The organism is Sphingorhabdus sp. YGSMI21, from assembly GCF_002776575.1.
GTDB lineage: Bacteria > Pseudomonadota > Alphaproteobacteria > Sphingomonadales > Sphingomonadaceae > Parasphingorhabdus.
This window is the reverse complement of the sequence record NZ_CP022548.1, coordinates 3,318,973-3,341,436: the sequence shown is the minus strand read 5'-3', so window position 1 is coordinate 3,341,436 and position 22,464 is coordinate 3,318,973. Positions and strand designations below refer to the sequence as shown.

20 protein-coding genes and 1 tRNA gene are annotated in these 22,464 nt (G+C 60.1%); 8 read left to right on the top strand and 13 right to left on the bottom strand.

Annotation, left to right across the window (positions count from 1 at the left end; genetic code table 11):
* Positions 1-240 precede the first annotated feature (240 nt).
* The 5 genes from CHN51_RS16020 to CHN51_RS16000 all read left to right on the top strand — a co-directional run bounded on the left by CHN51_RS16020 (position 241) and on the right by CHN51_RS16000 (position 4,904).
* The gene (locus tag CHN51_RS16020) at positions 241-516 is read left to right on the top strand and encodes an HU family DNA-binding protein (RefSeq protein ID WP_067199217.1); all 276 of its coding nucleotides are present in this window, start codon (positions 241-243) and stop codon (positions 514-516) included.
* Positions 517-814: 298 nt separating this feature from the next.
* On the top strand, positions 815-1,078 hold the full coding sequence (locus CHN51_RS16015; protein WP_100094912.1) for a DksA/TraR family C4-type zinc finger protein: 264 nt from the start codon (positions 815-817) through the stop codon (positions 1,076-1,078).
* A gap of 291 nt (positions 1,079-1,369) precedes the next feature.
* Positions 1,370-2,053 (top strand): hypothetical protein, encoded by a 684-nt coding sequence (locus CHN51_RS16010; RefSeq protein ID WP_123906336.1) that lies wholly within the window; start codon positions 1,370-1,372, stop codon positions 2,051-2,053.
* A 57-nt stretch (positions 2,054-2,110) separates the two neighbouring features.
* Positions 2,111-3,490 carry an NAD-dependent succinate-semialdehyde dehydrogenase gene (locus CHN51_RS16005; protein WP_100094910.1) on the top strand — a complete coding sequence of 460 codons (1,380 nt, stop codon included), beginning with the start codon at positions 2,111-2,113 and terminating at the stop codon, positions 3,488-3,490.
* Position 3,491: 1 nt separating this feature from the next.
* Entirely contained in the window at positions 3,492-4,904 is a 1,413-nt protein-coding gene (locus CHN51_RS16000; protein ID WP_100094909.1) for a dihydrolipoyl dehydrogenase, read from the top strand.
* A 141-nt stretch (positions 4,905-5,045) separates the two neighbouring features.
* On the opposite strand, the gene CHN51_RS15995 is transcribed toward CHN51_RS16000, so the two are convergent.
* From CHN51_RS15995 to CHN51_RS15970, 6 genes are all read right to left on the bottom strand, one after another.
* A tRNA-Lys gene (locus tag CHN51_RS15995) sits at positions 5,046-5,121 on the bottom strand.
* 57 nt (positions 5,122-5,178) lie between these two features.
* A complete protein-coding gene (rodA, locus tag CHN51_RS15990) occupies positions 5,179-6,291 on the bottom strand; it encodes a rod shape-determining protein RodA (protein ID WP_100094908.1) in 1,113 nt (370 codons plus the stop codon).
* Positions 6,288-8,261, bottom strand: a complete 1,974-nt coding sequence (mrdA, locus tag CHN51_RS15985; protein ID WP_100094907.1) for a penicillin-binding protein 2 — start codon at positions 8,259-8,261, stop codon at positions 6,288-6,290. Before mrdA ends, rodA begins: the two co-directional genes overlap by 4 nt.
* Positions 8,258-8,773 (bottom strand): rod shape-determining protein MreD, encoded by a 516-nt coding sequence (mreD, locus tag CHN51_RS15980; RefSeq protein WP_100094906.1) that lies wholly within the window; start codon positions 8,771-8,773, stop codon positions 8,258-8,260. The genes mrdA and mreD overlap by 4 nt, the downstream gene beginning before the upstream one ends.
* The gene (gene mreC / locus CHN51_RS15975) at positions 8,773-9,675 is read right to left on the bottom strand and encodes a rod shape-determining protein MreC (protein WP_100094905.1); all 903 of its coding nucleotides are present in this window, start codon (positions 9,673-9,675) and stop codon (positions 8,773-8,775) included. Before mreC ends, mreD begins: the two co-directional genes overlap by 1 nt.
* A 43-nt stretch (positions 9,676-9,718) precedes the next feature.
* Positions 9,719-10,756 carry a rod shape-determining protein gene (locus CHN51_RS15970; RefSeq protein ID WP_100094904.1) on the bottom strand — a complete coding sequence of 346 codons (1,038 nt, stop codon included), beginning with the start codon at positions 10,754-10,756 and terminating at the stop codon, positions 9,719-9,721.
* 151 nt (positions 10,757-10,907) lie between these two features.
* Here CHN51_RS15970 and mutL point away from each other — a divergent pair, with 151 nt between their 5' ends.
* Both mutL and CHN51_RS15960 read left to right on the top strand, forming a co-directional pair.
* Positions 10,908-12,713, top strand: a complete 1,806-nt coding sequence (mutL, locus tag CHN51_RS15965; protein ID WP_100094903.1) for a DNA mismatch repair endonuclease MutL — start codon at positions 10,908-10,910, stop codon at positions 12,711-12,713.
* Between the two features lie 94 nt (positions 12,714-12,807).
* Positions 12,808-13,278 carry a hypothetical protein gene (locus CHN51_RS15960; RefSeq protein ID WP_100094902.1) on the top strand — a complete coding sequence of 157 codons (471 nt, stop codon included), beginning with the start codon at positions 12,808-12,810 and terminating at the stop codon, positions 13,276-13,278.
* Between the two features lie 21 nt (positions 13,279-13,299).
* Here CHN51_RS15960 and CHN51_RS15955 read toward each other — a convergent pair whose 3' ends face one another.
* The 7 genes from CHN51_RS15955 to CHN51_RS15925 all read right to left on the bottom strand — a co-directional run bounded on the left by CHN51_RS15955 (position 13,300) and on the right by CHN51_RS15925 (position 20,035).
* Positions 13,300-14,544 (bottom strand): ectonucleotide pyrophosphatase/phosphodiesterase, encoded by a 1,245-nt coding sequence (locus tag CHN51_RS15955; protein ID WP_100094901.1) that lies wholly within the window; start codon positions 14,542-14,544, stop codon positions 13,300-13,302.
* 47 nt (positions 14,545-14,591) lie between these two features.
* A complete protein-coding gene (gene ychF, locus CHN51_RS15950; RefSeq protein WP_100094900.1) occupies positions 14,592-15,692 on the bottom strand; it encodes a redox-regulated ATPase YchF in 1,101 nt (366 codons plus the stop codon).
* Between the two features lie 120 nt (positions 15,693-15,812).
* Positions 15,813-16,382 (bottom strand): aminoacyl-tRNA hydrolase, encoded by a 570-nt coding sequence (gene pth, locus CHN51_RS15945; protein WP_100094899.1) that lies wholly within the window; start codon positions 16,380-16,382, stop codon positions 15,813-15,815.
* A gap of 112 nt (positions 16,383-16,494) precedes the next feature.
* Positions 16,495-17,163, bottom strand: a complete 669-nt coding sequence (locus tag CHN51_RS15940; protein ID WP_100094898.1) for a 50S ribosomal protein L25/general stress protein Ctc — start codon at positions 17,161-17,163, stop codon at positions 16,495-16,497.
* Between the two features lie 126 nt (positions 17,164-17,289).
* On the bottom strand, positions 17,290-18,087 hold the full coding sequence (locus CHN51_RS15935; protein ID WP_100094897.1) for a thioesterase family protein: 798 nt from the start codon (positions 18,085-18,087) through the stop codon (positions 17,290-17,292).
* Between the two features lie 12 nt (positions 18,088-18,099).
* Complete coding sequence (locus tag CHN51_RS15930) at positions 18,100-19,014, bottom strand: TraB/GumN family protein (protein ID WP_100094896.1); 915 nt, start codon at positions 19,012-19,014, stop codon at positions 18,100-18,102.
* 52 nt (positions 19,015-19,066) lie between these two features.
* Positions 19,067-20,035 (bottom strand): TraB/GumN family protein, encoded by a 969-nt coding sequence (locus CHN51_RS15925; protein ID WP_164089246.1) that lies wholly within the window; start codon positions 20,033-20,035, stop codon positions 19,067-19,069.
* A gap of 156 nt (positions 20,036-20,191) precedes the next feature.
* On the opposite strand from CHN51_RS15925, the gene CHN51_RS15920 reads away from it, so the two are divergent.
* A complete protein-coding gene (locus tag CHN51_RS15920; RefSeq protein WP_100094894.1) occupies positions 20,192-22,291 on the top strand; it encodes a molybdopterin oxidoreductase family protein in 2,100 nt (699 codons plus the stop codon).
* The last annotated feature ends 173 nt before the right edge of the window (positions 22,292-22,464 follow it).

The window sequence follows — 22,464 nt, the reverse complement described above, 5'->3', positions numbered from 1 at the left end:
TTGTCTTTCATCATCGAGTCGCGCTTTCGAAACAAAGGTGAAATGCGGTAGTAAAATATTTGAAACGGCTACCGCATCTCAACCGTTCGTCTCATTTCCTGTCATTTGGCGTAAAAAATTGCCCTTTGGCGCAGAAAACAGCGGTTTTTCTTTGACAGTTCCGGATAATTTCGCATTACTGCCGACAGACAACGGCGCGATTCAAAACGAATTGCCATTAGAGAAGGGGGGATTCCCATAATGAATAAACAGGACCTTATCAGTAACGTAGCGGATCACAGCGGCCTCAGCAAAAGCGATGCCGGCAAAGCGGTAGACGCCGTATTTGATTCCATCAGCAGTGCATTGTCCAGCGGCGGCGAAGTTCGTCTCGTTGGCTTCGGCACATTCTCGACCTCCAAGCGCAAAGCTTCCACCGGCCGCAACCCGCGCACCGGCGAACCGATGCAGATTCCAGCATCGACCCAAGCAAAATTCAAAGCCGGCAAGGGCTTGAAAGACGCTGTCAACAAGTAAACAAACCGGGGGGCAGAGTTTCGCCCCCCATTTTTCTCGCGCTTTGTTCTAGAAATAACAGGCGGGACCTCGAAAAGAGGCCCGCCTGTTTCTATTTCTGCGTCGCGTGATCCGGTGTCCCCGGCTTATTCGTCAAACGCGCCCGTGTTTCCGTACCGATATTCGTCCGGCCAAAGCCTGTGGCAAGCGGCGCTCCGCTGACGCCTCCGCCCGACAGGGCGACGTGGGCAACCTTTTTCCGGTCCAGCCGTTGATTCCCCGATAGAATATTTCCACAACTAATATATTCGGAGTTTTTATGGCAGGCGGTTGGGCGCGCGATGGCGCGGTGCAGGATCAGATAGACGATACGATTGCCGACGCGGTCAAGCGCGCACGGGCCGATATGCCTACGGGCGAAGCTGCCAGATATTGCGCCGAATGCGGCGAGGAAATTCCCGACGCCAGGCGCCGCGCCTTGCCCGGTACCAGAACCTGTGTGGTCTGTCAGTCGGCGCGCGATGCGGGCCGCAAGGCCGCCGGCTTCAACCGGCGAGGCAGCAAGGACAGCCAGCTGCGCTAGCGCCGCGTCACTCTTGCTCTCCCAACATCCCGCACCGGCGGCATGACCGCATCCGGCGGGCAGCAGCTGTTTGATTTCAATAGCTAACAGTGAAGTCATGGCTGCGCGCGATCCACCTGTTTCGCGCCGGATCATTCGAGCGTGACCGGAACCGATATCACTCTCGGGTGTTGTTCAGGAAACCCCCGGCGGAATTCCCCAAGGAGCATTGCGATCAAACATCTGGCAGACAATTTCTGGAACATACGCGGCGATTTCAAGATCGCCCACGTCATAAATATCGGCACCCATATGTCGCTGGTGCGCAAGCCCGGCGGTACGTTCATATTGCTCGATTCCTACGCACCGGAGACATCCGACCGCGAGGAACTGATGGCGCTGACCGAAGGCGGCGCCCTGATCGAGGCGGTGCTGAACGTCCATCCGTTCCACACCATCCATTGCCAGGCCATGCAGGACATGCTGCCCCATGCGCGGCTGATCGGGACCCGGCGGCATCACGAGCAGGCGCCGGAGCTCGATTGGGACCCCCATTTCATCGAAGATGAAGCAACCCAGCGGCAATTTTCCGATATCCTCGACTTTTCAATCCCTTCCGGCGTTGACTTCATTTCCGATGACGACAGTGTCCACGTTGGATCGGTGATCGTACGACACAGGGAAAGCCGCATTGTTCATGCGGACGACACGCTGATGGTCATCGATCTGCCCTCGCTCGTCCAGAAGGTCGTGCCGGGCCCGCAACTGCGCTTCCATCCCAAGCTGGCAGACGGGCTGGAGAAGCGGGCCGGGGCAGCGGACGACTATATCCGCTGGGCCCGGGACATGGCCCGCGACTGGGCCGATACGGCGGCCGTCTGCGCCGCCCATAGCGGCATAATATATTGCGACGAAAAAAGCTTCCCGGAGGCAATCGACAAGGCTCTGGAACATGCGGCCTGCACGCTGGACGACCATCGCAAGACATACGGCTGAACGCTTCCTCCCAATATCCGGCGCTGCCGACCAATTCACAATGATGAAGGATCCCCCATGACCGACAAGACCATAGAAACCGTCAATCCACTGACCGAAGAGCCGCTCGAGACCTATCCGATCATGTCGGACGACGAGGCCATGCGGGTCGTGCAGCAAAGTCATGACGCCTTTCTCGACTGGCGGCTCAAGAGCCTCGAGGAACGTGCCGGAGTGATCGCGGCCATCGCGGACAAGCTGCGTGAATCGCAGGAGGAATTCGCCCAGTTGATGACCGATGAAATGGGTAAGCTGCTCAGCGACGCCCGCGAGGAAATCGAGCTATGCGCCGGGATTTGCGATTATACAGCCAAGCACGGTCCGGAGATGCTCGCCGATGAAGAGCGGGAAGTGCCGGAGGGCCGCGGCATCGTAACCTATTCGCCGCTTGGCGTCATCTATGGCATCCAGCCGTGGAACTTCCCCTGCTATCAGGCAATCCGCTATTCGATCTCGGCGCTGATGGTCGGCAATGGCGTTTTGCTCAAACATTCCGCCAATTGCACCGGCAGCGGCCTGATGCTGCGTGACATCTACGAAGCGGCAGGATTGCCAAAGGGCCTGTTCGGCGTTCTGCTAATCACCCATGACCAGTCCGATGCCATCATCGAGCACGACCTGGTTCGTGGCGTGACTCTCACGGGCAGCGACAAAGCCGGCCGTTCGGTCGCCCAGCGGGCGGCTGCGGTCTCCAAGAAGACGGTGCTCGAGCTCGGTTCGAACGATGCCTATATGGTTTTCGATGATGTTGACCTCGATCTGGCCATCAAGGCCTGCGTTCAGGGTCGTATTTTTAACAACGGCCAGACCTGTGTGAATGCGAAACGCTTCATCGTCACCGAGAAAAATTACGACGCCTTTGTCGAGGGCTATGCTGCTGCATTCAATGATGTGAAAATGGGCGATCCGAACAAGGAGGAAACCCAGCTTGGCCCCATGGTGTCGCGCAGCCAGCGTGACCAGGTCCACGAGCAGGTCGAAGAGAGCGTGTCCAAAGGCGCGAAGATCGTCGCCGGTGGCGTGATCCCGGATGATAAAGGATGGTTCTACCCCGCCACCGCGCTGGTCGATGTGGCACCCGGGCAGCCTGCCTATGATGACGAGATCTTTGGTCCGGTCGCATCGATCATCAAAGCCCAGGACGACGAAGACGCTATGCGTATCGCTAACGATAGCCGCTACGGGCTCGGCGGCGGTATTTTCAGCAAGGACATCGATCGTGCGGTCAAGATGGCGTCGAAACATTTCGACACCGGTATGGTCAATATCAACACCTATACAATCGCATCGCCGGACATGCCTTTCGGCGGAGTGAAGGACAGTGGTTATGGCCGCGAGCATGGCGAAGTCGGCCTGAAGGAGTTCGTGAACGTCAAATCTATCACGATCGGGGCCTGATATGGCGAGGATGTTACGCTGCGATGTCGCGATCATCGGCGCCGGCACGGCCGGACTGGCGGCAGAGCGGGCGGCGCGTGCGAACGGGGCGAGCACACTGCTGATCGATCCCTATTTCAATGGCACCACGTGCGCCACTGTCGGTTGCATGCCTTCAAAGCTGCTGATCGCGGCTTCGCATGCGGCCCATGCGGCCCGGTCCGCCGACCATTTCGGTATCCGGGTTCCCGAAATCGAGATTGACGGCAAGGCGGTCATGCAGCGCGTGCGCGACGAACGCGACCGCTTTGCCAGACTGACCCGCGAGAGCATAGCCGACATCCCTGATCGCATCCGTATGCGGGCCAGGGCGAAATTCATCGCGGCAAACAGTCTTGAGCTGGATGACGGACGACAGATCGAGGCGCGTCGGGTCATCATTGCCACCGGTTCGCGGCCTTTCGTTCCCGACCAATTCTCGGCATTGGGAAAGTGTTTGCTGACCAACGAGAATATATTCGATCTGGAGGATCTTCCCGCGCGGCTCGCCGTGATCGGTTCGGGGCCCATCGGCCTTGAGCTTGCGCAGGCCATGGCCCGTCTTGGCGTGCGCGTGATGCTGTTTGACCAGAATGACCGTCTCGGCGGAATCCGCTGCGACAAGGTGCATGCCGCCTTGAAGGAAATAATCGCGGCCGATCTGACGCTGAAGCTCGGCGTGGAACTGGAGGCCAGCACGACAGACGATGGCGCGCGGCTTTCCTGGAGCGGCGCGTCTTCGGGCCAGGCGGAATTTGATCATGTTCTGGTCGCCACCGGAAGACCACCGAATCTGGAAAGCCTTGACCTTTCCGCTGCCGGAATCGCGCTCGACGATGACGGTGTGCCCGTCCACGACCGCAACACGATGCAATGTGGTGACAGTTCGATCTTTCTCGCCGGTGACGTCGCCAACGACCTGCCGTTGCTGCACGAGGCCTCGCAGGACGGCGCGATTGCCGGACGCAACGCCGTGGCCTTCCCGGCATCGATGCAAGCGGACCGATTCCCGCATTTCAGCATCACCTTCACCAGCCCGCCGGTCGCGCGGATCGGACAGTCGGAGGAGGACGGTGTGATCACCGGTACAGCCGACTTCGGCGATCAGGGCAGGGCGCGTGTGGAGGGCCGCAATGAGGGTGTCCTGACGCTTTACGCAGCCGCGCCGGATGGCAAGCTGATCGGCGCGGACCTATGCACGCCCGCCAGCGAACATCTCGCGCATATGCTCACTTGGGCGATCCAGCAGGGCCAGACGGCCAGCCAGTTGCTGGAACGGCCTTTCTATCATCCGACGATCGAGGAGGGCCTGAAACAGGCGCTCCGGACGATTTGTGCGGCAACCCCGATAGACTTGCCGCAAGACCAGGATCGCGGGGTCCCCTCGGGCGCATGACGGGATTCTGACTGAGCCGGTCGCGCTGGCGCGCGGCCGGGGCAAACAGATTGTTGCTGGTGTAAGAAATAGAGGCGTCCACGCTTGTGCGCGGGGTTTTTCCGGAAACCATCCGCCGGATGGTTTCTCTCTCGGGAAAAATGGTAGACGCTGAGGGGTTCGAACCCACGACCCGCTGATTAAGAGTCAGCTGCTCTACCAACTGAGCTAAGCGTCCATATCAGAGGCTATATAGGGCCGGATTTCCGGAACGCAACCGGTTGCTTTGCTATTTTTATCCAAATGCGTTGCCGCTTCGCCCCGGATGGCATTCGATCGACATCAGGATGCCGACGCAGATCATGATCGTCATCATCGACGAGCCACCGTGGCTGAGGAACGGCAAGGGGATGCCGACAACCGGTGCCAGTCCCATGACCATCATCAGGTTGATCGCGACATAGAAGAATATGGTCACCGTCAGGCCGGCTGCGGTCAGCTGCGAGAAGCGGGTTTTGGCTTTCATTGCCACGCCGAGACCCCAGCGGAACAGCAGGAAAAATCCGGAAAGCACCAATATGCCGCCGAACAGTCCCCATTCCTCGGCCATGGTGGCAAAGACGAAATCGGTGTGTCCTTCGGGCAGATAGTCGAGATGGCTCTGGGTGCCGTTCAGGAAGCCCTTGCCGAACAGGCCGCCGGATCCGATCGCGATCTTCGACTGGCTGATATGATAGCCGGCGCCCAGCGGGTCATTTTCCGGGTTCAGGAAAGTCGTGACGCGCCGCTGCTGATACTCTTCCAGCGCGAAGAAATAGGCAATCGGTGCCAGCAGCGCGATGGCCGCACCGCCGCCGATGAACAGCCGGAGCGGCAGGCCGGCCAGAAAGGCGACGGTCAGCGCGCCGGTCACCACGGTGATGGTGGTGCCCAGATCGGGCTGCATCAATATCAGGCCACAGGGCAGGGCCAGCAGCGCCAGCAGTGGCCAGATCGCGCCCCAGGTCCGGATACGGCTCGGCGGCAACAGGTCGTAGAAGCGGGCCACCGCCAATATGATCGCGACCTTCATCAGTTCCGAGGGCTGCAGCCGGATGAATCCCAGATTGAGCCATCTCTGGCTTCCGCCGCCGACCGCGCCGATCAGTTCGACCCCGAACAGCATGATCACGACGATGATATAGGCCGGGAAAGCCATGGTTTTCCAGAAGGATTCCTTGAACCGCGACATCACCACCGCCATCAGCAGGAAAATCGTGAAGCGCACCATGTGCATCCCCGCCCAGGGGGTCAGGCTGCCGCCTGCGGCCGAATAGAGAACGATGAAACCGAAGCTCGCCAGTACGAACAGGAGCAGGATGGTTTTCCAGGGAAGCTGCGCTATCGGAGCCGGAATGAAGTCGCTCAATCCTGATCTCCCGCGCCGGCTCCGGTGCCGGATTCGGGCGTTTCAGGGCTGGCGGCGGCCGGATTTTCGGCCATTGCCTTCTCGAGATTTTTCCGCGCGCGATAGGCTGCCATTTTCCGGTCCATCCGCTCCTGGATCGTGCCGCCCCAGGATTTTTCCATGCCGGTCAGCACGTCCATCGCCTTCTGGCGGTCATAGAGGAAGGTCAGGACGTCCCTCGCGACGGGATAGGCCGCTCCGGACCCGCCGCCATGTTCGATGACCACGGCGGCAGCATAGCGCGGATTGTCATAGGGGGCGAAGCAGACGAACAGGCCGTGATCGCGATATTTCCAGGCCACATCCTGGCCGCCGCGGCCGAAATCGAGATTGACCACCTGGGCGGTGCCGGTCTTGCCGGCCATTTTCACATTCTCGATCGGCAGCCGAGCCCGACCGGCTGTGCCGGGGCCGTTGACCACGTCGCTCATCGCCTGTTGCACATAGAGCAGATGCTCGGGATCGAGGTTCAGCGTCTGGATCGGCGACTTCTTCTCCTCCATGATCAGGCGCGGAACGATATTCTTGCCCGTCGCCAGCCGTGACGCCATGACCGCCAGCTGGGTCGGATTGACCAGCATATAGCCCTGGCCGATGGTGGTGTTGACCGTATCATAGGCCTGCCACTCGCGCTTGTGCTTCTTGCGCAGCCATGCGGGATCGGGGACCGTGCCGTAAAACTGGCTCGCCACCGGCAGCGGGTATTTCTGCCCCAGTCCCAGACGGTTGGCCATCAGCGCGATCGGATTGATGCCGATCTTCTGGGCGAAATAATAGAAATAGACGTCGCAGCTCTGGTAGATGCCCTTGGCCATGTCGACCCGTCCGTGACCACCCCGTTTCCAGCAGCGGAAGCGCCGGTTGCCGACCTGCAGCCCGCCATTGCAATTGACGGTCTCGTCCGGATCCAGGCCTGCCTCCAGGAAGGAAAGGGCAACCATTGGCTTGACCGTCGAACCTGGCGGAAACAGGCTTTTCAGCGACTTGTCGAGCAGCGGCACATGATCGTCCTCGCGCAGCATGCCATATTCGGTAACCCCGATGCCGTCGGAGAAGCTGTTCGGGTCAAAAGACGGCATCGAGGTCATCGTCAATATGTCGCCGGTCAGGCAATCGATGACGACCACAGAGCCGGATTCGGGGCCCAGGCGGCGGGCCGCATATTCCTGCAGGTCGATGTCGAGCGTCAGTTGCAGCGGCTTGCCGGGCACGTCGGGCCGGGTGTTAAGCTCGCGGACGATCTTGCCGCGCGCCGTCACCTCGACCCTTTTTGCGCCGGGCTTGCCCTGCAGATGGTCCTCGAACATCTTCTCCAGACCGTCCTTGCCGATCTTGTAGCCTGGCGTGATCAATATCGGGTCCGGATTTTCCTTGTAATCTTCCGCCGAGGCTATGCCGACATAGCCGACCAGATGCCCGATCGCCGGCCCGCTGGGATAGTTGCGCGAGAAGCCCTGTCGTGGCGAAACACCGGGCAGGTCGGGAAGGCGGACGCTGACAGCGGCATATTGTTCCGAATCGAGCCCGGTCGCGACCTGAACGGGCTGGAAGCTGCCGGCCTGTTCCAGCTCCCTGTTGATCCGCTCCAGCTCTTCCGGATCGAGCGACAGCAGATTGGCCAGCGTGGCCACGGTCTTGTCCTTGTCGCGCAGCCGGTCCGGGATGATGTCGATACGGAAGTCGGTCTTGTTGTTGGCGATCGGCTTGCCGTTACGGTCGATCAGCCAGCCCCGGCGCGGCGGGACGAGCGTGAGATTGACCCGGTTGCTTTCCGAGAGCAGCTTGTAGCGTTCGTTCTCGGCCACCGAAATATAGGCCATGCGCGCCGCCAGCAGCACACCGACGCCGATCTGCAGCCCGCCGATCACCGTCGCCCGGCGGGTGAAGGTGAGCTCCTGCATGGCGCTGCTGATGGTCTTGGCCGGTTTCATGATGCCACCCGCCAGTTATCGATCGCCCCGATCAGCCGGGCGACAAACGGATAGAGCAGAATCGACAGCAAAATCTGCGGCACCAGTAGGTCGAGCCGCAGCAGGTTGGATTGTAAGTCGACGATCAGCATGCCGCATATTAGCACAATTGTCGTCGCAATGGAGGCGATGAGCCAGTCCTGCCAATAATCGCGACGCACCGCCTTGCGGTCGAGCGTCTCGAGCAGGATGAAAATCACCGACCAGAGAAATGCGGCGCTACCGAAGGGCTGCCCACTGAAAATATCATCGATGAGGCCGAGCGGGAAGCCGGCCCAGACCGCCCAATAGCCCGGCCGGATCAGCCGCCACGCCAGGATCACCAGCAAACCCATGGGTGGCAGGATCGGATAGTCGGTGATGATCGGCAGCGCCGTGATCATCGAACCGAGGACCACGGTCACCGGCGGGATCAGCTTGATCCGCCACTGCGAGGGTTGCCGGCCAATCCGGGATTGACGGGATCGGGGCACTATTCGCCGGATTCCTCTTCCAGATCATCCATCGGCTCTTGTTCGATCTGGCGGACGGTTTCGGCCTGGAAAATCGGCTGGACGATGGCGTGGCTGACCTTGGCCGGATTCGCCAGGACGCGCCCGATAGCGCCGGTTTCGGTCTTGCGGATAACCACCGCCACGGGAATGCCGGGACTGTATAGCCCGCCGCTACCCGATGTGATCAGCAGGTCACCGCCCTTGAAGGGATTGTTGCCGATATTGATCGGCTGGATATCGACGGTGCCGTCACCGCGCCCGGTGGCAAAGGCGGGCAGGCTGTCACTCGCGCGCTGCACCGGGGTGACATTCTTGCTGTCGGACACCAGCAGGACGCGGGCGGTGGTGGGGCCGGTTTCCAGGATTCTGCCGACCAAGCCTTCCGGTGAGCGGACCGGCTGGCCGGGTTCAAGCCCGCTGCTGCTGCCGACACCCAGCGTGGCAATACGGCGCGCGCTCGAAGCGGTGGAACTGATCAGACGGGCCATGGCGATCGAATCGGGAATTTCCTCATCCAGTTTCAGCAGCCGCTTGAGCCGGTCATTTTCCTGTTTGAGTGCGCGGGCTTCCAGGATCTCTATCCGGTTCTGCTCCAGTTCCCGCTGCATCTCGGCATTTTTCGAGGCCGCATTGAAATAGGCAGAAACTTGATCCCCGGCATTTCCGGTCAGACTGCCAAATTCGGACAGGGTCTTGCTGACTGGCGCCATGGCTTCCGCACCGATGGTGCGAAGGGCCGAAAAACCTCTGGGATCGATGAAGGAGACAAGCAAAAGAAGCAGTCCCAAGACCGCACCCAATATGCCCAGTAAATAGCTGGCGAATATGCTATATTGCGCCCGCTTGGAAAATCCTGGACGCCGATTGTTTGGCGGCGCCATATCGGTTTATCCTTTCGCTTCCTGTCGTTGTTCGATCATATGCTCAGGCGGTGGTCAGAACGCCCCGGAACATCGGATCTTCCATTGCGCGTCCGGTGCCGATGGCGACACAGGCGAGCGGATCTTCGGCCACCGTCACAGGCAGGCCCGTTTCATCGCTGAGCGCGGCGTCGAGACCGGCAATCAGCGCGCCGCCACCGGTCAGGACGATGCCCTGATCAACAATATCGGCAGCCAGTTCCGGTGCGGTATTTTCCAGTGCGATACGCACGCCTTCGATGATCGTGCCAATCGGCTCGCTCAGCGCTTCGGCAATCTGGCCTTGGTTGATCGAAATTTCCTTTGGCACGCCGTTCACCAGATCGCGGCCCTTGATGTGGATGGTGTGACCGACGCCGTCAGCAGGGGCCTGGGCGACACCGAAATCCTTCTTGATCCGCTCGGCGGTGGTTTCACCGATCAGCAGATTGTGATGGCGACGGACATAGGAGACGATCGCTTCGTCCATCTTGTCGCCGCCGGTACGGACCGAGGTCGTGTACGCCAGACCGCGCAGCGAGAGCACAGCAACTTCGGTCGTGCCGCCGCCCACGTCGACCACCATCGAACCGATCGGCTCGGTCACCGGCATGTCGGCGCCAATGGCGGCTGCCATCGGCTCCTCGATCAGGAACACCTGACGGGCGCCGGCATTGGATGCGGCATCGCGAATGGCGCGGCGTTCGACCGAGGTCGAACCGCTGGGAACGCAAATCACAATTTCGGGATAGCTGAACAGCTTGCTCTTGCCGTTCACTTTCTGGATGAAATGCTTAATCATCTGTTCGGCCACGTCGATGTCGGCGATCACCCCGTCGCGCAGCGGGCGAATGGCTTCGATACTGTCCGGCGTCTTGCCCATCATCATCTTGGCGTCATTGCCGACCGCCTTGACCTTCTTCACACCATTGATGGTTTCGATCGCCACTACCGAGGGTTCGTTGAGAACGATTCCCTGACCGCGCAAATAAACCACAGTATTTGCGGTGCCGAGGTCGATCGCCAAATCTTGCGAACGGAACTTGAACAGATTTTCAAACATAATTTTGTCCGTAATTTCTTGTATTTGCAGACCTAGCTGCGACATTTAAACCAAGCGATAGTCAAGCTGAACGGGTCATGAGGTTAACCATGGGAATCGCCCAAAAAATCAGGGGTCGCTTGGTAAGGTCGCTTGGGCTAGGAACGCCATTATGTCAATAAGAAGACTCCCAAATAGCCTGATAAATAGGATCGCTGCCGGCGAGGTTGTCGAGCGTCCGGCCAGTGCCTTGAAAGAGCTGGTCGAAAATGCCATCGATGCCGGGGCAAGCCAGATCAACATTCGCCTCGAGGAGGGCGGACTGGATCTGGTCCAGGTCTCCGACAATGGCTGCGGCATGAGCCGGGACGACATTTCCCTCGCGCTCGAACGCCATGCGACCTCGAAACTTCCGGACGAGGCCATCGAGTTGGTGACGACCATGGGCTTTCGCGGAGAAGCCCTGCCGTCGATTGCCAGCGTGGCGCGGCTGACAATCGAAAGCCGCACGGCAGGAGGGGACGGCTGGAGCCGGGTGATCGATCATGGCGATCTGGCGCAGGAAGGTCCCGCGGCGATTCCGCCGGGCACGAAAGTCCGGGTCGAGCAATTGTTCGGCAATGTACCGGCCCGCCGCAAGTTTTTGCGGACGGCGCGCAGCGAATATTCCGCCTGTACCGATATCGTGCGGCGACTGGCGATGGCACGCCCCGATATCGGTTTCACGCTGGAGCATCAGGGCCGAAAGGCGATAGCGGTTCAGGCCGGGGAAACCGGTCCGGAACGGGTCGCCGCGCTGACCAGCCGCGATCTTCGCGCCAACAGCGTCGGCGTCGATCTGCAGCGGGAAGAGATTCGTCTGACCGGTGTAGCCGGTCTTCCAACCTATAATCGCGGGGTTGCCGATCACCAGTTTCTGTTCGTCAATGGCCGCCCGGTCAAGGACCGGCTGCTGGTCGGCGCGGTGCGCGGCGCCTATGCCGAGATGCTGGCGCGGGACCGGCATCCGGTGGTTGCCCTGTTCATCGACATGCCGCCCGAGCTGGTCGACGTGAACGTCCATCCGGCAAAGACCGAGGTGCGCTTTCGCGAACCGGCGATGATCCGGGGCATGATTGTCAGCGGCCTGCGCAAGGCGCTCGACGAAGGCGGATTCCGCGCGGTCCAGCGGCCAGCGGAATCGGCGCTCGGCAGATGGCAGAGCGAGCCGGTGGCTCCCGATCCGCAAACCAGCATTTTCACCTCACAGGGCAGGGCCAATGTGGCGCAGCAACCCTATCCGTCGTCCGCTGTTCGTGATGATCGCGCTGCCTTTGCGGAGATGGATCTGCGCGAGGATATTGCGCCGCTGATGGGCCGGGCAGAGGAGGCTTCCGAGCCCGTACCGCAGGCAAGCAGCCATCCGCTGGGCATCGCCCGCGGGCAGGTCGCGAAAACCTATATTGTCGCCGAAGCCGAAGACGGTCTGGTGATCGTCGACCAGCATGCCGCGCACGAACGGCTCGTGCTGGAGCGCATGCGCAAGGCGGTCGAGGGCGGCACGGTCGCCTCGCAGGCGCTGCTGATGGCGGAAGTGGTCGAACTGGATGAAAATGCCTGCGACCGGCTCGAGACCCGGGCATCCGAATTGTCGGATTTCGGGCTGGAGCTGGAGCGATTCGGGCCGACCGCGATGCTGGTCCGGGCGACGCCCGCGATGCTGGGATCGGGCGATGTGAAGCAATTGGTCACCGATCTCGCCGACGAACTCGGGGCGTATGACCAGGCGCTAAGCCTCAAGGAACGCGTCGACCATGTCGCCTCGACCATGGCCTGTCACGGCTCTGTCCGGGCAGGGCGGGTGCTCAGCGTGGCCGAAATGAACGCCCTGTTGCGCGAGATGGAAGTGACCCCGCACAGCGGCCAGTGCAATCACGGACGGCCCACCTGGGTCAAGCTGGCGCTGGAAGATGTCGAGAAGCTGTTCGGCCGGAAATAAGCGCAATGCGGTAAAAGTGGCGGTTTGTGATACAGGTCATTGTCTGCCGGACAGACTGTCCTAGACATAGCGTCAGCAGGAAAGGGACTTAGCCATGAGACACCGCCGAGCAATCTATGCCTTCGCTGCCCTGGCGATGGTCAACGGCATCGCTGCCGATGCGCGATCCAGTGCCGACCAACGGCAAATTGCGCAACTTGATCTGAGCGGTTCCTGGCAACAGGCGGACGGTGATGTCCTTCATTTCACGCAGGACGGGACCAGCCTGACTTCCCGTTATCGTGAGCGGTCTGCGAACAATGACGCAGATGACATCGATTTCACCGCTACCATTCACGGCAATCTGGTCTACGGCGCCCACCGGGCGCCTTTTTCGCGGGCAATGCAGAAAAAATGTGCCCTGCAAATATGGGTCGGCATGGGCCTGACGCTGAACGAAGGCGGCACCGAGCTGAGAGGATTCCGCGGTGACCGGATCGTCGATCCGGAAAGCTGCAACGTCACGGACAGCGCGCCGGTTGCGGTTGTCTATACCCGGATTGCCGACAGCGCCACCGCGCAATAAACATCTCGGTTCATTCCGGAATCAGGGTTTGAGCGCCTGTTCAAACGGCGCGAGACTGCCGTCGCTGGCTAGCGGCGTGATGCCGGCCAGTCGCGCGACGAGCGAATAGATATTCACATTGTCAAAGGCCGGTTGCTGGCCAGCGGCCCGGATCGCCGGCCCGCTGGCGAGGAAAAAGGCCATCATGTCGGGCTCGCGGTGATCATAGCCGTGGCCGCCACCGATTCCGGTCATCCATTCCGGTACCTCCTGATAGACCACCCAGCCGATATCCGGCAGGCAGAGTATTTCGGGCACACGCGGATTGGTGCCATAGGCGAAATGGGCCGGGATATTCTCCCGGTCCCAGCATTGCATATGGTCGTGCGGGCGCAGAAAGGCGGCGCGCAACGTCTCGATATTGCCGTCGACCGGTCCGATGCCGGCATAATTGCCGTCTTCGACCAGATGATATTGGTCGCTCGGCAGGATATCATCGAGACGGATGATCCGCTCCGGCGCGGTTTCGGTCATGCCATGGTCCGAGGCGATGACGAAATTCACCGGCTGGTCCAGAGCGGAGAGCTGCTGCTTCAGACGGCCGATTTCGGCGTCCACCGCAGCGATGGCTGCGTGCAATTTCTCGCCGGGCGCGGGTCCGTGATAATGGCCCGCTGTGTCGACCGTATCGAAATAGAGCGTGACAAGCCGGGGGCGGATATTGGCCGGCCGCCGCATCCAGTCGACCACGGCGTTGATCCGCCGGTCGTTGGAGAGATCCTGGCTGAACGGCCACCAGTCTGCCGGCCGGACACCGTTGAAATCGACTTCGGATCCGGGCCAGAACATGGTGGCGGAACGGATTCCCTGTTTCTCGGCGCTGATCCAGATCGGCTCGGCCTGGTCCCACCAGAAGGGATCCTTGGTCGCCATCTTGAACACCTCGCCCGGTCGCGCGCTGTCTTCCATCGTATTGCCGACAATCCCGTGATGGTCGGGCGTCTTGCCGGTCACCAGTGTCCAGTGATTGGGGAAGGTCTTGCTCGGGAAGGAGGGGCGCATCGGACCATATATGCCGGACGCCGCCAGCGCGCTGAGATGCGGGGTAATGCCGCGCTCGAGATAGTCGGGCCGGAAACCGTCGATCGAGATCAGGATCGTCACCGGCTCGCGCTGCTCGATCTTTTCGCTGCCCGAATCATCCTGCTCGGGTGTGGTCGCTGCGAGGGCAGGCGCGCCAGCCAGCAGAAAAGCAGCCAAAATCAGCGAAATCAGGTTCTTGGGCATAAGGTCGATCCTCCGGATGTCACATCCTAGCCGGACTATGTGACAATTCAGACATTGAATTTGAAATTGAAGATATCGCCGTCTTTCGCGACATATTCCTTGCCCTCTTGCCGCAATTTGCCGGCATCGCGGGCTGCGCTTTCGCCGCCGAGCGCGACATAGTCGTCAAAGGCGATGGTTTCGGCGCGGATGAAGCCGCGCTCGAAGTCGCTGTGGATTTCGCCGGCCGCTTCGGGGGCCTTGGCACCCTTGTGCACCGTCCAGGCGCGGGCTTCCTTGGGGCCGACGGTGAAGAAGGTCTGCAGGTCGAGCAGCTGGTAGCCGGCGCGAATGACGCGGGCGAGGCCCGATTCCTCGAGTCCTAGCTCGGCCAGAAATTCGGCCCGGTCTTCCGGTTCCATCTCGACCAGTTCGGATTCAATGGCGGCAGATACGATCACCGCCTCCGCGCCCTCGGCCTTGGCCTTTTCGAATACGGCGGCGGACAGGTCGTTGCCCTTGGCGGCGTCGGCTTCGCTCACGTTGCAGACATAAAGCACCGGCTTGGCGGTCAGCAGTTGCGACTGGTCGAAAATTCTCTGCTCTTCCTCGCCCTCGGGCTGGGTCAGCCGCGCCGGCTTGCCTTCGCGCAGCAATTCGAGCGCCTGGCCCAGGACATTGGCGGCAATCTTGGCTTCCTTGTCGCCGCTCGTGGCTTTTTTCTGGAAGGCGGGCACGCGTTTTTCGAGGCTTTCCAGATCGGAGAGCAGCAGCTCGGTCTCGACCACTTCCGCGTCCGAAATCGGGTCGATCTTGTTCGCGACATGCTGGATATCGTCATCCTCGAAACAGCGCAGCACATGGACGACCGCGTCGACCTCGCGGATATTGCCGAGAAACTGGTTACCGAGACCCTCGCCGTGCGACGCGCCCTTCACCAGACCGGCGATATCAACAAAAGCGAGCTGGGTTTCGATGATCTTGGCGCTGCTGGCGATTTTGGCAATCTGCTGCAGCCGCGGATCGGGCACGGCGACCTGGCCGACATTCGGCTCGATCGTGCAGAACGGATAGTTCGCCGCCTGCGCCGCCTGCGTCTCGGTCAGTGCGTTGAATAGCGTTGATTTTCCGACGTTGGGCAAGCCAACGATACCGCATTTGAAACCCATTTATTCACTCCGTCGTGCTGAAGCTGATTCGGCGTTTTGTGCCAAATCGCTCGAAAGTTGCGCATATACGCTCTGCACCCTGAATCAAGTTCGGGGTGACGATATATTCTATACTGCCCGTTATTCCTGCATCCGCATCGCGACTTCGCTCATGAACCGCGGATCATCGCCTTTCGCCAGCCAGTCGGCCTCATCGGCGATCACGCCGAGCATATGGGCGAGATCATCGATTTCAGACTTGGCATAATTGCCCAGCACATGGCCTGTTACCCGCGCCTTGGTGCCGGGATGGCCGATGCCGATGCGCACCCGGCGAAATTCGGGGCCGATATGGGCGATCATCGATCTGATGCCATTGTGACCGGCTGCACCGCCGCCGCGCTTGACCTTGATCTTGAACGGTTCGAGATCCAGCTCGTCGTAAAAGACGGTGACGTCCTCGGGCTGCAATTTGTAGAAATCCATGGCCGCGCGGACGCTGTTGCCGCTCTCGTTCATGAAGGTCGCCGGTTTGAGCAGGACCAGCTTTTCGCCGCCCAGTCTTGCTTCCATGGTCCAGCCCTTGAACTTCTGCTTGGGCGGCGGGAAGCCGTGTACTTCTTCAAGCGCGTCGATCACCATGAAGCCGACATTGTGCCGGTGCATCGCATATTGCGCGCCCGGATTGCCAAGGCCGACCCATAGTTGCATTTTCTAACGCTCTCCCAGCTCGCCTTGAGCTTGTCGAAGGACAAAAAAACCGCCCATGCTTTGTAAAAGTAGCATGGACGGTTTTTCGTTACATTGTTTGATGGCGGAAGGTCTAGCTGTCTTCGCCCTCGGCCGTGTCGGCGTCCTGCTCGGTGACTTCCGTTTCGCCGTCTTCGCCTTCGGCTGCTTCGTCTTCGTCGTCGGAAGATTTCAGAGCAGATGGTGCGGTGACGCCGGCAATGGTGAAGTCACGATCAGTGATCGAGCTTTCCGCGCCGTCGGGCAGGGTGACGTGCGAAATATGGATCGAATCGCCAATTTCCAGACCGGTGACATCGATCTCGATCTGGTCAGGGATATGATCCGCATCGCACATCAGGTCGAGTTCGTGACGAACAACGTTCATGACGCCGCCACGTTTCAGGCCAGGAGATTCTTCTTCGTTGATGAAGACAACAGGAATATTGACCTGAACCTTCGCGCCCTTTGCAAGGCGGAAGAAGTCAACATGGAGCGGACGGTCGGTGACCGGATCAAAAGCAACATCTTTAGGAAGTGTGCGGGTTTTCTTCCCGTCGACTTCTACCTGAACCAGCGAGTTCATGAAATGGCCGGTGCCGAGAAGCTTGTTCAGCGCACGTTCTTCGACGTGGATTGCAATGGCTTCTTTCTTGTCGCCATAGATAACGGCGGGGATACGGCCTTCACGACGCAGTGCACGGGAGGCTCCCTTGCCAGCCCGTTCGCGTGGCTCGGCTGAAATAGTCAGCTGATCACTCATAATGTTGCTCCAAAAATTAGGTTTTGTCAGATTTCCGCCACGCCTCCAGGGTGCTCATGGTCGGAAAGAGGGCGCTATAAGGTCGGGGCAGCGCAAAAGCAAGGGCTTTGCGCGGAGGGCGAAACGCTAGCGGAAAAAGCCGATCTGGGAGCTTGTCGCGAGCAGGATACCGCTTTGCGACCAGACCTCGACCCGTCCGTCAGTGGCGCTGTTCCTGACCGTCGCACCGGTGACCCGCAGCAGCAGGAAGTCGTTGCCCGCCGCGGCCAGGTCTTCCTCGCTGGCATAGATATAGCTCGCCATCGTGACGGTCGAACCGGGGCGGAATTGTTCGGTGACGAAAAAAGTGCGCGGCATCGGCGTGTCGAGGATCGACAAGAGGCCGATCCGGTCCAGCGGACGACCGTCGGCCTCCTTGATCCAGACAATCCCTTCGGGCGTATCGTTTACGGCAAAGGGGATTCCCTGGGCAATGCGCTGGTCATAATGGACAACCCATGCCGGGGCCATCGGATTGACCGTTCGCAGGGCAATGGAATCGGCTGGCGACCTGGTCGTCGGCATCTCCACCTGATAGTCGATATCGGTCGGACGGCGGGTGCTGGTAACAATATCGGCGGCATTGGTCATGGAACCGTTCTGCAGCAGTTCCACGCGCCAGAATTGCGTGGTCGACCCGGCGCGGAGCAGCTTGACGGATAAAGTGATTTCGCCGGGACCGACGCCGGTCATGAAAATCATCTGCTGCGACACCAGCGGGCCCCGGCAATCGGGATGCATTTCGACGGCGCGCCCGGCAATGGCCGATATCCATCCGCCAAAGGCCATGCCGGTCGGATTGCGATAGATATCGCTTGCCTGAATCGTGAACAGTCCGTCTTCCCGCGCGACCAGCGCGGTTTCCCGATCAAATATATATGCCATGCTGCGCCTTGATTATTGAATTTTTTCGATTTTATACCCGCGTTTTGCAAGCATCGCCTGAACCGCATCGGGACCTGCCAAATGGGCTGCGCCAACCGCTACTAAAGATGTGCCAGGGCGTTGCAAGCGTTTGTCCAGCTGTTCCGCCCAGTCGAGATTGCGGGCCACCAGCAGATATTCGCGGGTCTTGGGGTCTTTCAGAATACCGGTGTCGGAGAGGGTTACGATATGTTCCAGATCGCCCGTCATCCAGGCGTTGAACAAAAGTTCAAAGGCCTGCTGGGCATCGTCCGAATCCTCGAGCACGCTGGTCAGCATCTGGCGTTGCTGCTCTTCGGGAAGCCTGTCGAAATAGCCCAGCTGCAGTTCGATGGTTTCCAGCGCCTCGATCGGCTTTCCGGCCTTTTCGAACCGGGCGGTAAGTTTTTTCTCGACGCCGCCGCTCGAATCCAGTCCGAGGCTTCTGGTCTGCGCTGATGCCAGCGACAAGGCAGCCGCCCAGGTCTCCATGCGGTTGAGCGCGCGTTCGGAAATATTGGAGGAATCGATGATCCGGTCGAGATCATCATGCAGATCCGGTTTGATACGTTCGTCCAGCTTCGCCTGCCCGGGGGAAATCGCCAGCCGGGAAAAAATCCTCGCCGCATTCTGCGTGTCTTCCATGCCCAGCACTTCGATGACCAGCCGGTCTGAATCGGCAATCGCGGCTTCGAGCGCCGGGGTTTGCCACTGCACATCGTCGGGCAGGATATGGATCGTACCGAACATATAGGCGACGCCCGGCTGTCCGGGCACGGTGCCGCTGACTTTCCACAGCGCCGGCGTGCCCGTCTTGACGGTGTTCAGGGTCACATGATCGGACGTGTTGTTGCATGCGCCAAGCAGCAGGGACGCGATCAGGGACAGGATGATGGTGGTGATACGCATATTGCCTATTTGGTGCGCGTGCAGGGAAAAGAAAGCATGGGGGCGAGAATAATCAATATTCGATCCGTTCCGCAACAAGTCCCTTTTTCGCCAGAATTGCCTGCAGGCTGCTTTCTCCGGCCAGATGACCGGCGCCGACCGCCAGGAATATCGTTCCGGGCTGCTCCATCCGCTGCTCCACCCATTCCGCCCAGTTGACATTGCGGTTGACCAGCAATGTTTCGTAGAGAATTTCGTCTTCCAGCCCGGCATTCATCAACCTGCCCAGTGCATCGACATTGGCGTTGGCCCATTCGGCGACCATCTGCTCCATGCCCTCGGTTGTTTCGTCGATATTGTCGACGGTGAAATTGAGAAAGCGGATCTGAACCTCTTCAGCCAGATTGTCGAAAAATCCGAGTTGCTGTTCGAGTGTTTCGAGCCCGGTGATCTTGATGGCCCGGGCCCGGGCCTGGGCCAGCAACTCATCCTCGACGCCCTGGTCCGCCGCATAGCCGTTGCGCACAAGCGGGATGAGCGAAAGATTGACGCTGGCGAACCACGGATCGAGCGGATCAAAGGCTGCGACCGGCATGTCCAGCTTGGTCATTGTCGCTTCATATTCGGCGCGGTCTTCTGCGGCCAGCTTGTCGCGCAGCGAAATCCCGCTCTTGTCGATCGCCAATTTGTTGACGACCTTCATCATCGCTGCTGCGTCGGGCTTGACCATTTCGACGACCAGCTCGTCGGAGGCATCGAAACTCTCCTTCACCGCCTCGTCGAACCAGGTCATGCCCGGTTTCAGGATATGGACGGTGCCGAACAGATAGATGGTCGTGTCTTCGTCCCTGATCACCCAGAGCGCGGGGTCGGCGTCATCCGGCATCACTGCGGGTATATATTCCGCGGCGGCAATATCGTCGACCGCAGCCTGCCCGTCATCGCTGCCGGCGCTGGCGATATCCTCGCCAGGTGCCTGACAGGCGCTGAGCGCCATGCAGAGGGGCAGGAACAGGGTGGTGAAAAGCCAGTTACGCGGCATGAAGAAGGTGCTCCGAGAGAAGATGTGATCGGCTTCATTGAACAAATGACGGCAAATGCCCAGCAAAATTTGCCGCAAAATCGGTCGATGTCGCGGGGGCACTGGCGACCGTGCCGCGAATCTGTTAACCAAATGGTTAATCCAAGGAGTTTCCCGATGAGCACGATCCACGCCCGTACCTGTCATATCTGCGAAGCCAATTGCGGCGTTCTGGTCGAGGTGGAGGGACGGGAGATTCTTTCGATCAGGGGCAACCCCGATCATGTGCTGAGTCGTGGGCATATCTGTCCCAAGGCGACCGCTATCGCCGATTTGCAGGATGATCCCGACCGTTTGCACAAGCCGGTGAAAAAGGTTGACGGCCAGTGGCAGGAAATCGGCTGGGAACAGGCTTTTACCGAGATTGCCGGCAAGCTGCTCGATCTCAAGGGGCAGGGCGCCAAGCCGGCTATGTATATGGGCAACCCCAGCGCTCATGATTACGGCATCTCCACCCAGATCAGCGCCCTGCGCCATGCGGTCGGGGTGAAAAATCTCTATTCCGCCTCGACGCTCGACCAGATCCCGCACCATGTCGTGCAATATCATATGTACGGCCATGTCAGCCTGGCAGCGGTGCCGGATATTGATCGCAGCCAGTATCTGCTGATCATCGGCGGCAATCCGGCGGCGTCCAACGGCAGCATCTGGACCGTGCCCGACTTTAAAAAGCGGGTGAAGGAAATGCGCGCGCGCAATGGCCTGCTGGTCGTCGTCGATCCGCGCCGCACCGAAACCGCCAAGCTGGCCGACGAACATCATTTTGTGAAGCCGGGCACCGACACCGCGCTTTTGATCGGGATATTGAAAAGCATTTTCGACGCCGGTCTGGCCGATATTTCCCGACTCGAGGCGATACTGGATGACAGCTGGGCCGCGATCGAGCCGGCGATCGCGGGTTTCGATATGGACCAGCTTGCGGCCCATTGCGGGATTTCCGTGGAGGACATGCAGGATATGGCGGCGCAACTCGCGGCTGACCAACCTGCCGCTATCTATGGCCGGATGGGCGTTTCGGTTTGCGAATTTGGCACGCTCAACCAGTGGCTGATCCAGGTGATCAATATCGCATCCGGCAATCTCGACCGCGAGGGCGGCACGATGGTGCCGCAGCCGGCGCTCGACACGATCAATCTGGTGGGCAGGGGATCGGTGCGCACGGTCGATACCGTTCGTGGCGTCATGCCGTCGGTGATGGGCGAATTGCCGATGGTGACCTTCGCCGATGAAATGCTGCGCGATGATGACGAGCGCATTCGCTCTTTGTTCGTGGTCACCGGCAATCCGGTGCTGTCCGCGCCCGACGGGGCCAAGCTCGACCGCGCGCTGGAGAGACTCGACCTGATGGTCTCCTTTGACATGTATGTCACCGAGACCAGCCGCCACGCCGACTATATATTGCCGCCCTGCGGTCCGCTGGAGAAGGATCATTATCCCTTCTTCTTCGGGCCGCTGGCGATCCGCAACTATGCCAGCTACTCGCCGGCAATTTTCGAATTGCAGGAGGGCGAAAAGACCGACTGGGAAATTATCGCCGAACTGGCACGGGAAATCCTGGCGCAGGACGGGCAGGACGTCCCCAATATCCGCGAACCGCGCGATGTACTCGACGGCATGTTGCGCAGCTCTCCCGCCGGCCTGACGCTGGCGGAAGTCGAGGCGGCGCCCAATGGCATCGATCTCGGGCCGCTGCGCCCGTGCATGGCCGAACGGCTGCGCACCGAGGACAAGAAGATCCTCTGCGCCCATCCCGATTTTCTCGCCGAACTGCAGCGTTTCGCCGCCTCGCTGGAGGACGAGCAACCGGACGCCTTGCGTCTGATCGGTCGCCGCCATGTGCGCCAGAACAACAGCTGGCTGCACAATAGCGCGCGACTGCTGAAAGGGCCGGATCGCTGCACATTGATGATCCACCCCGATGATGCCGCCGCGCGCGGACTGGTGGATGGCGTCATGGCGTCAGTCTCCAGCCGGGTGAACAGCGTTGAATTGCCGGTCGAAATTACCGATGACGTCATGAAGGGCGTCGTGTCGATCCCGCATGGTTTCGGCCATGGCCGCAAGGGCGTCGGCCTGTCGGTGGCAGCGGCAAAGCCCGGCGTTTCGATCAATGACCTGACCGATACGGAGCGGTTCGATCCGCTGTCCGGCAATGCCGTGCTGAACGCGGTGTCGGTGACGGTGGAGAAGGTCGAGGCGCTGGTAGCGGCGGAATAACCTCGTCATCGGAATAACCTCGTCATCGGAATAATCCCGTCATCGGAATAATCCCGTCATCGGAATAATCCCGTCATCCCGAGAAATCCCCTCGTCATCCTGAACTTGTTTCAGGACCCCTCGAGACCGCGCACAGCCTTTGGAGGTCCTGAAACGAGTTCAGGATGACGAAT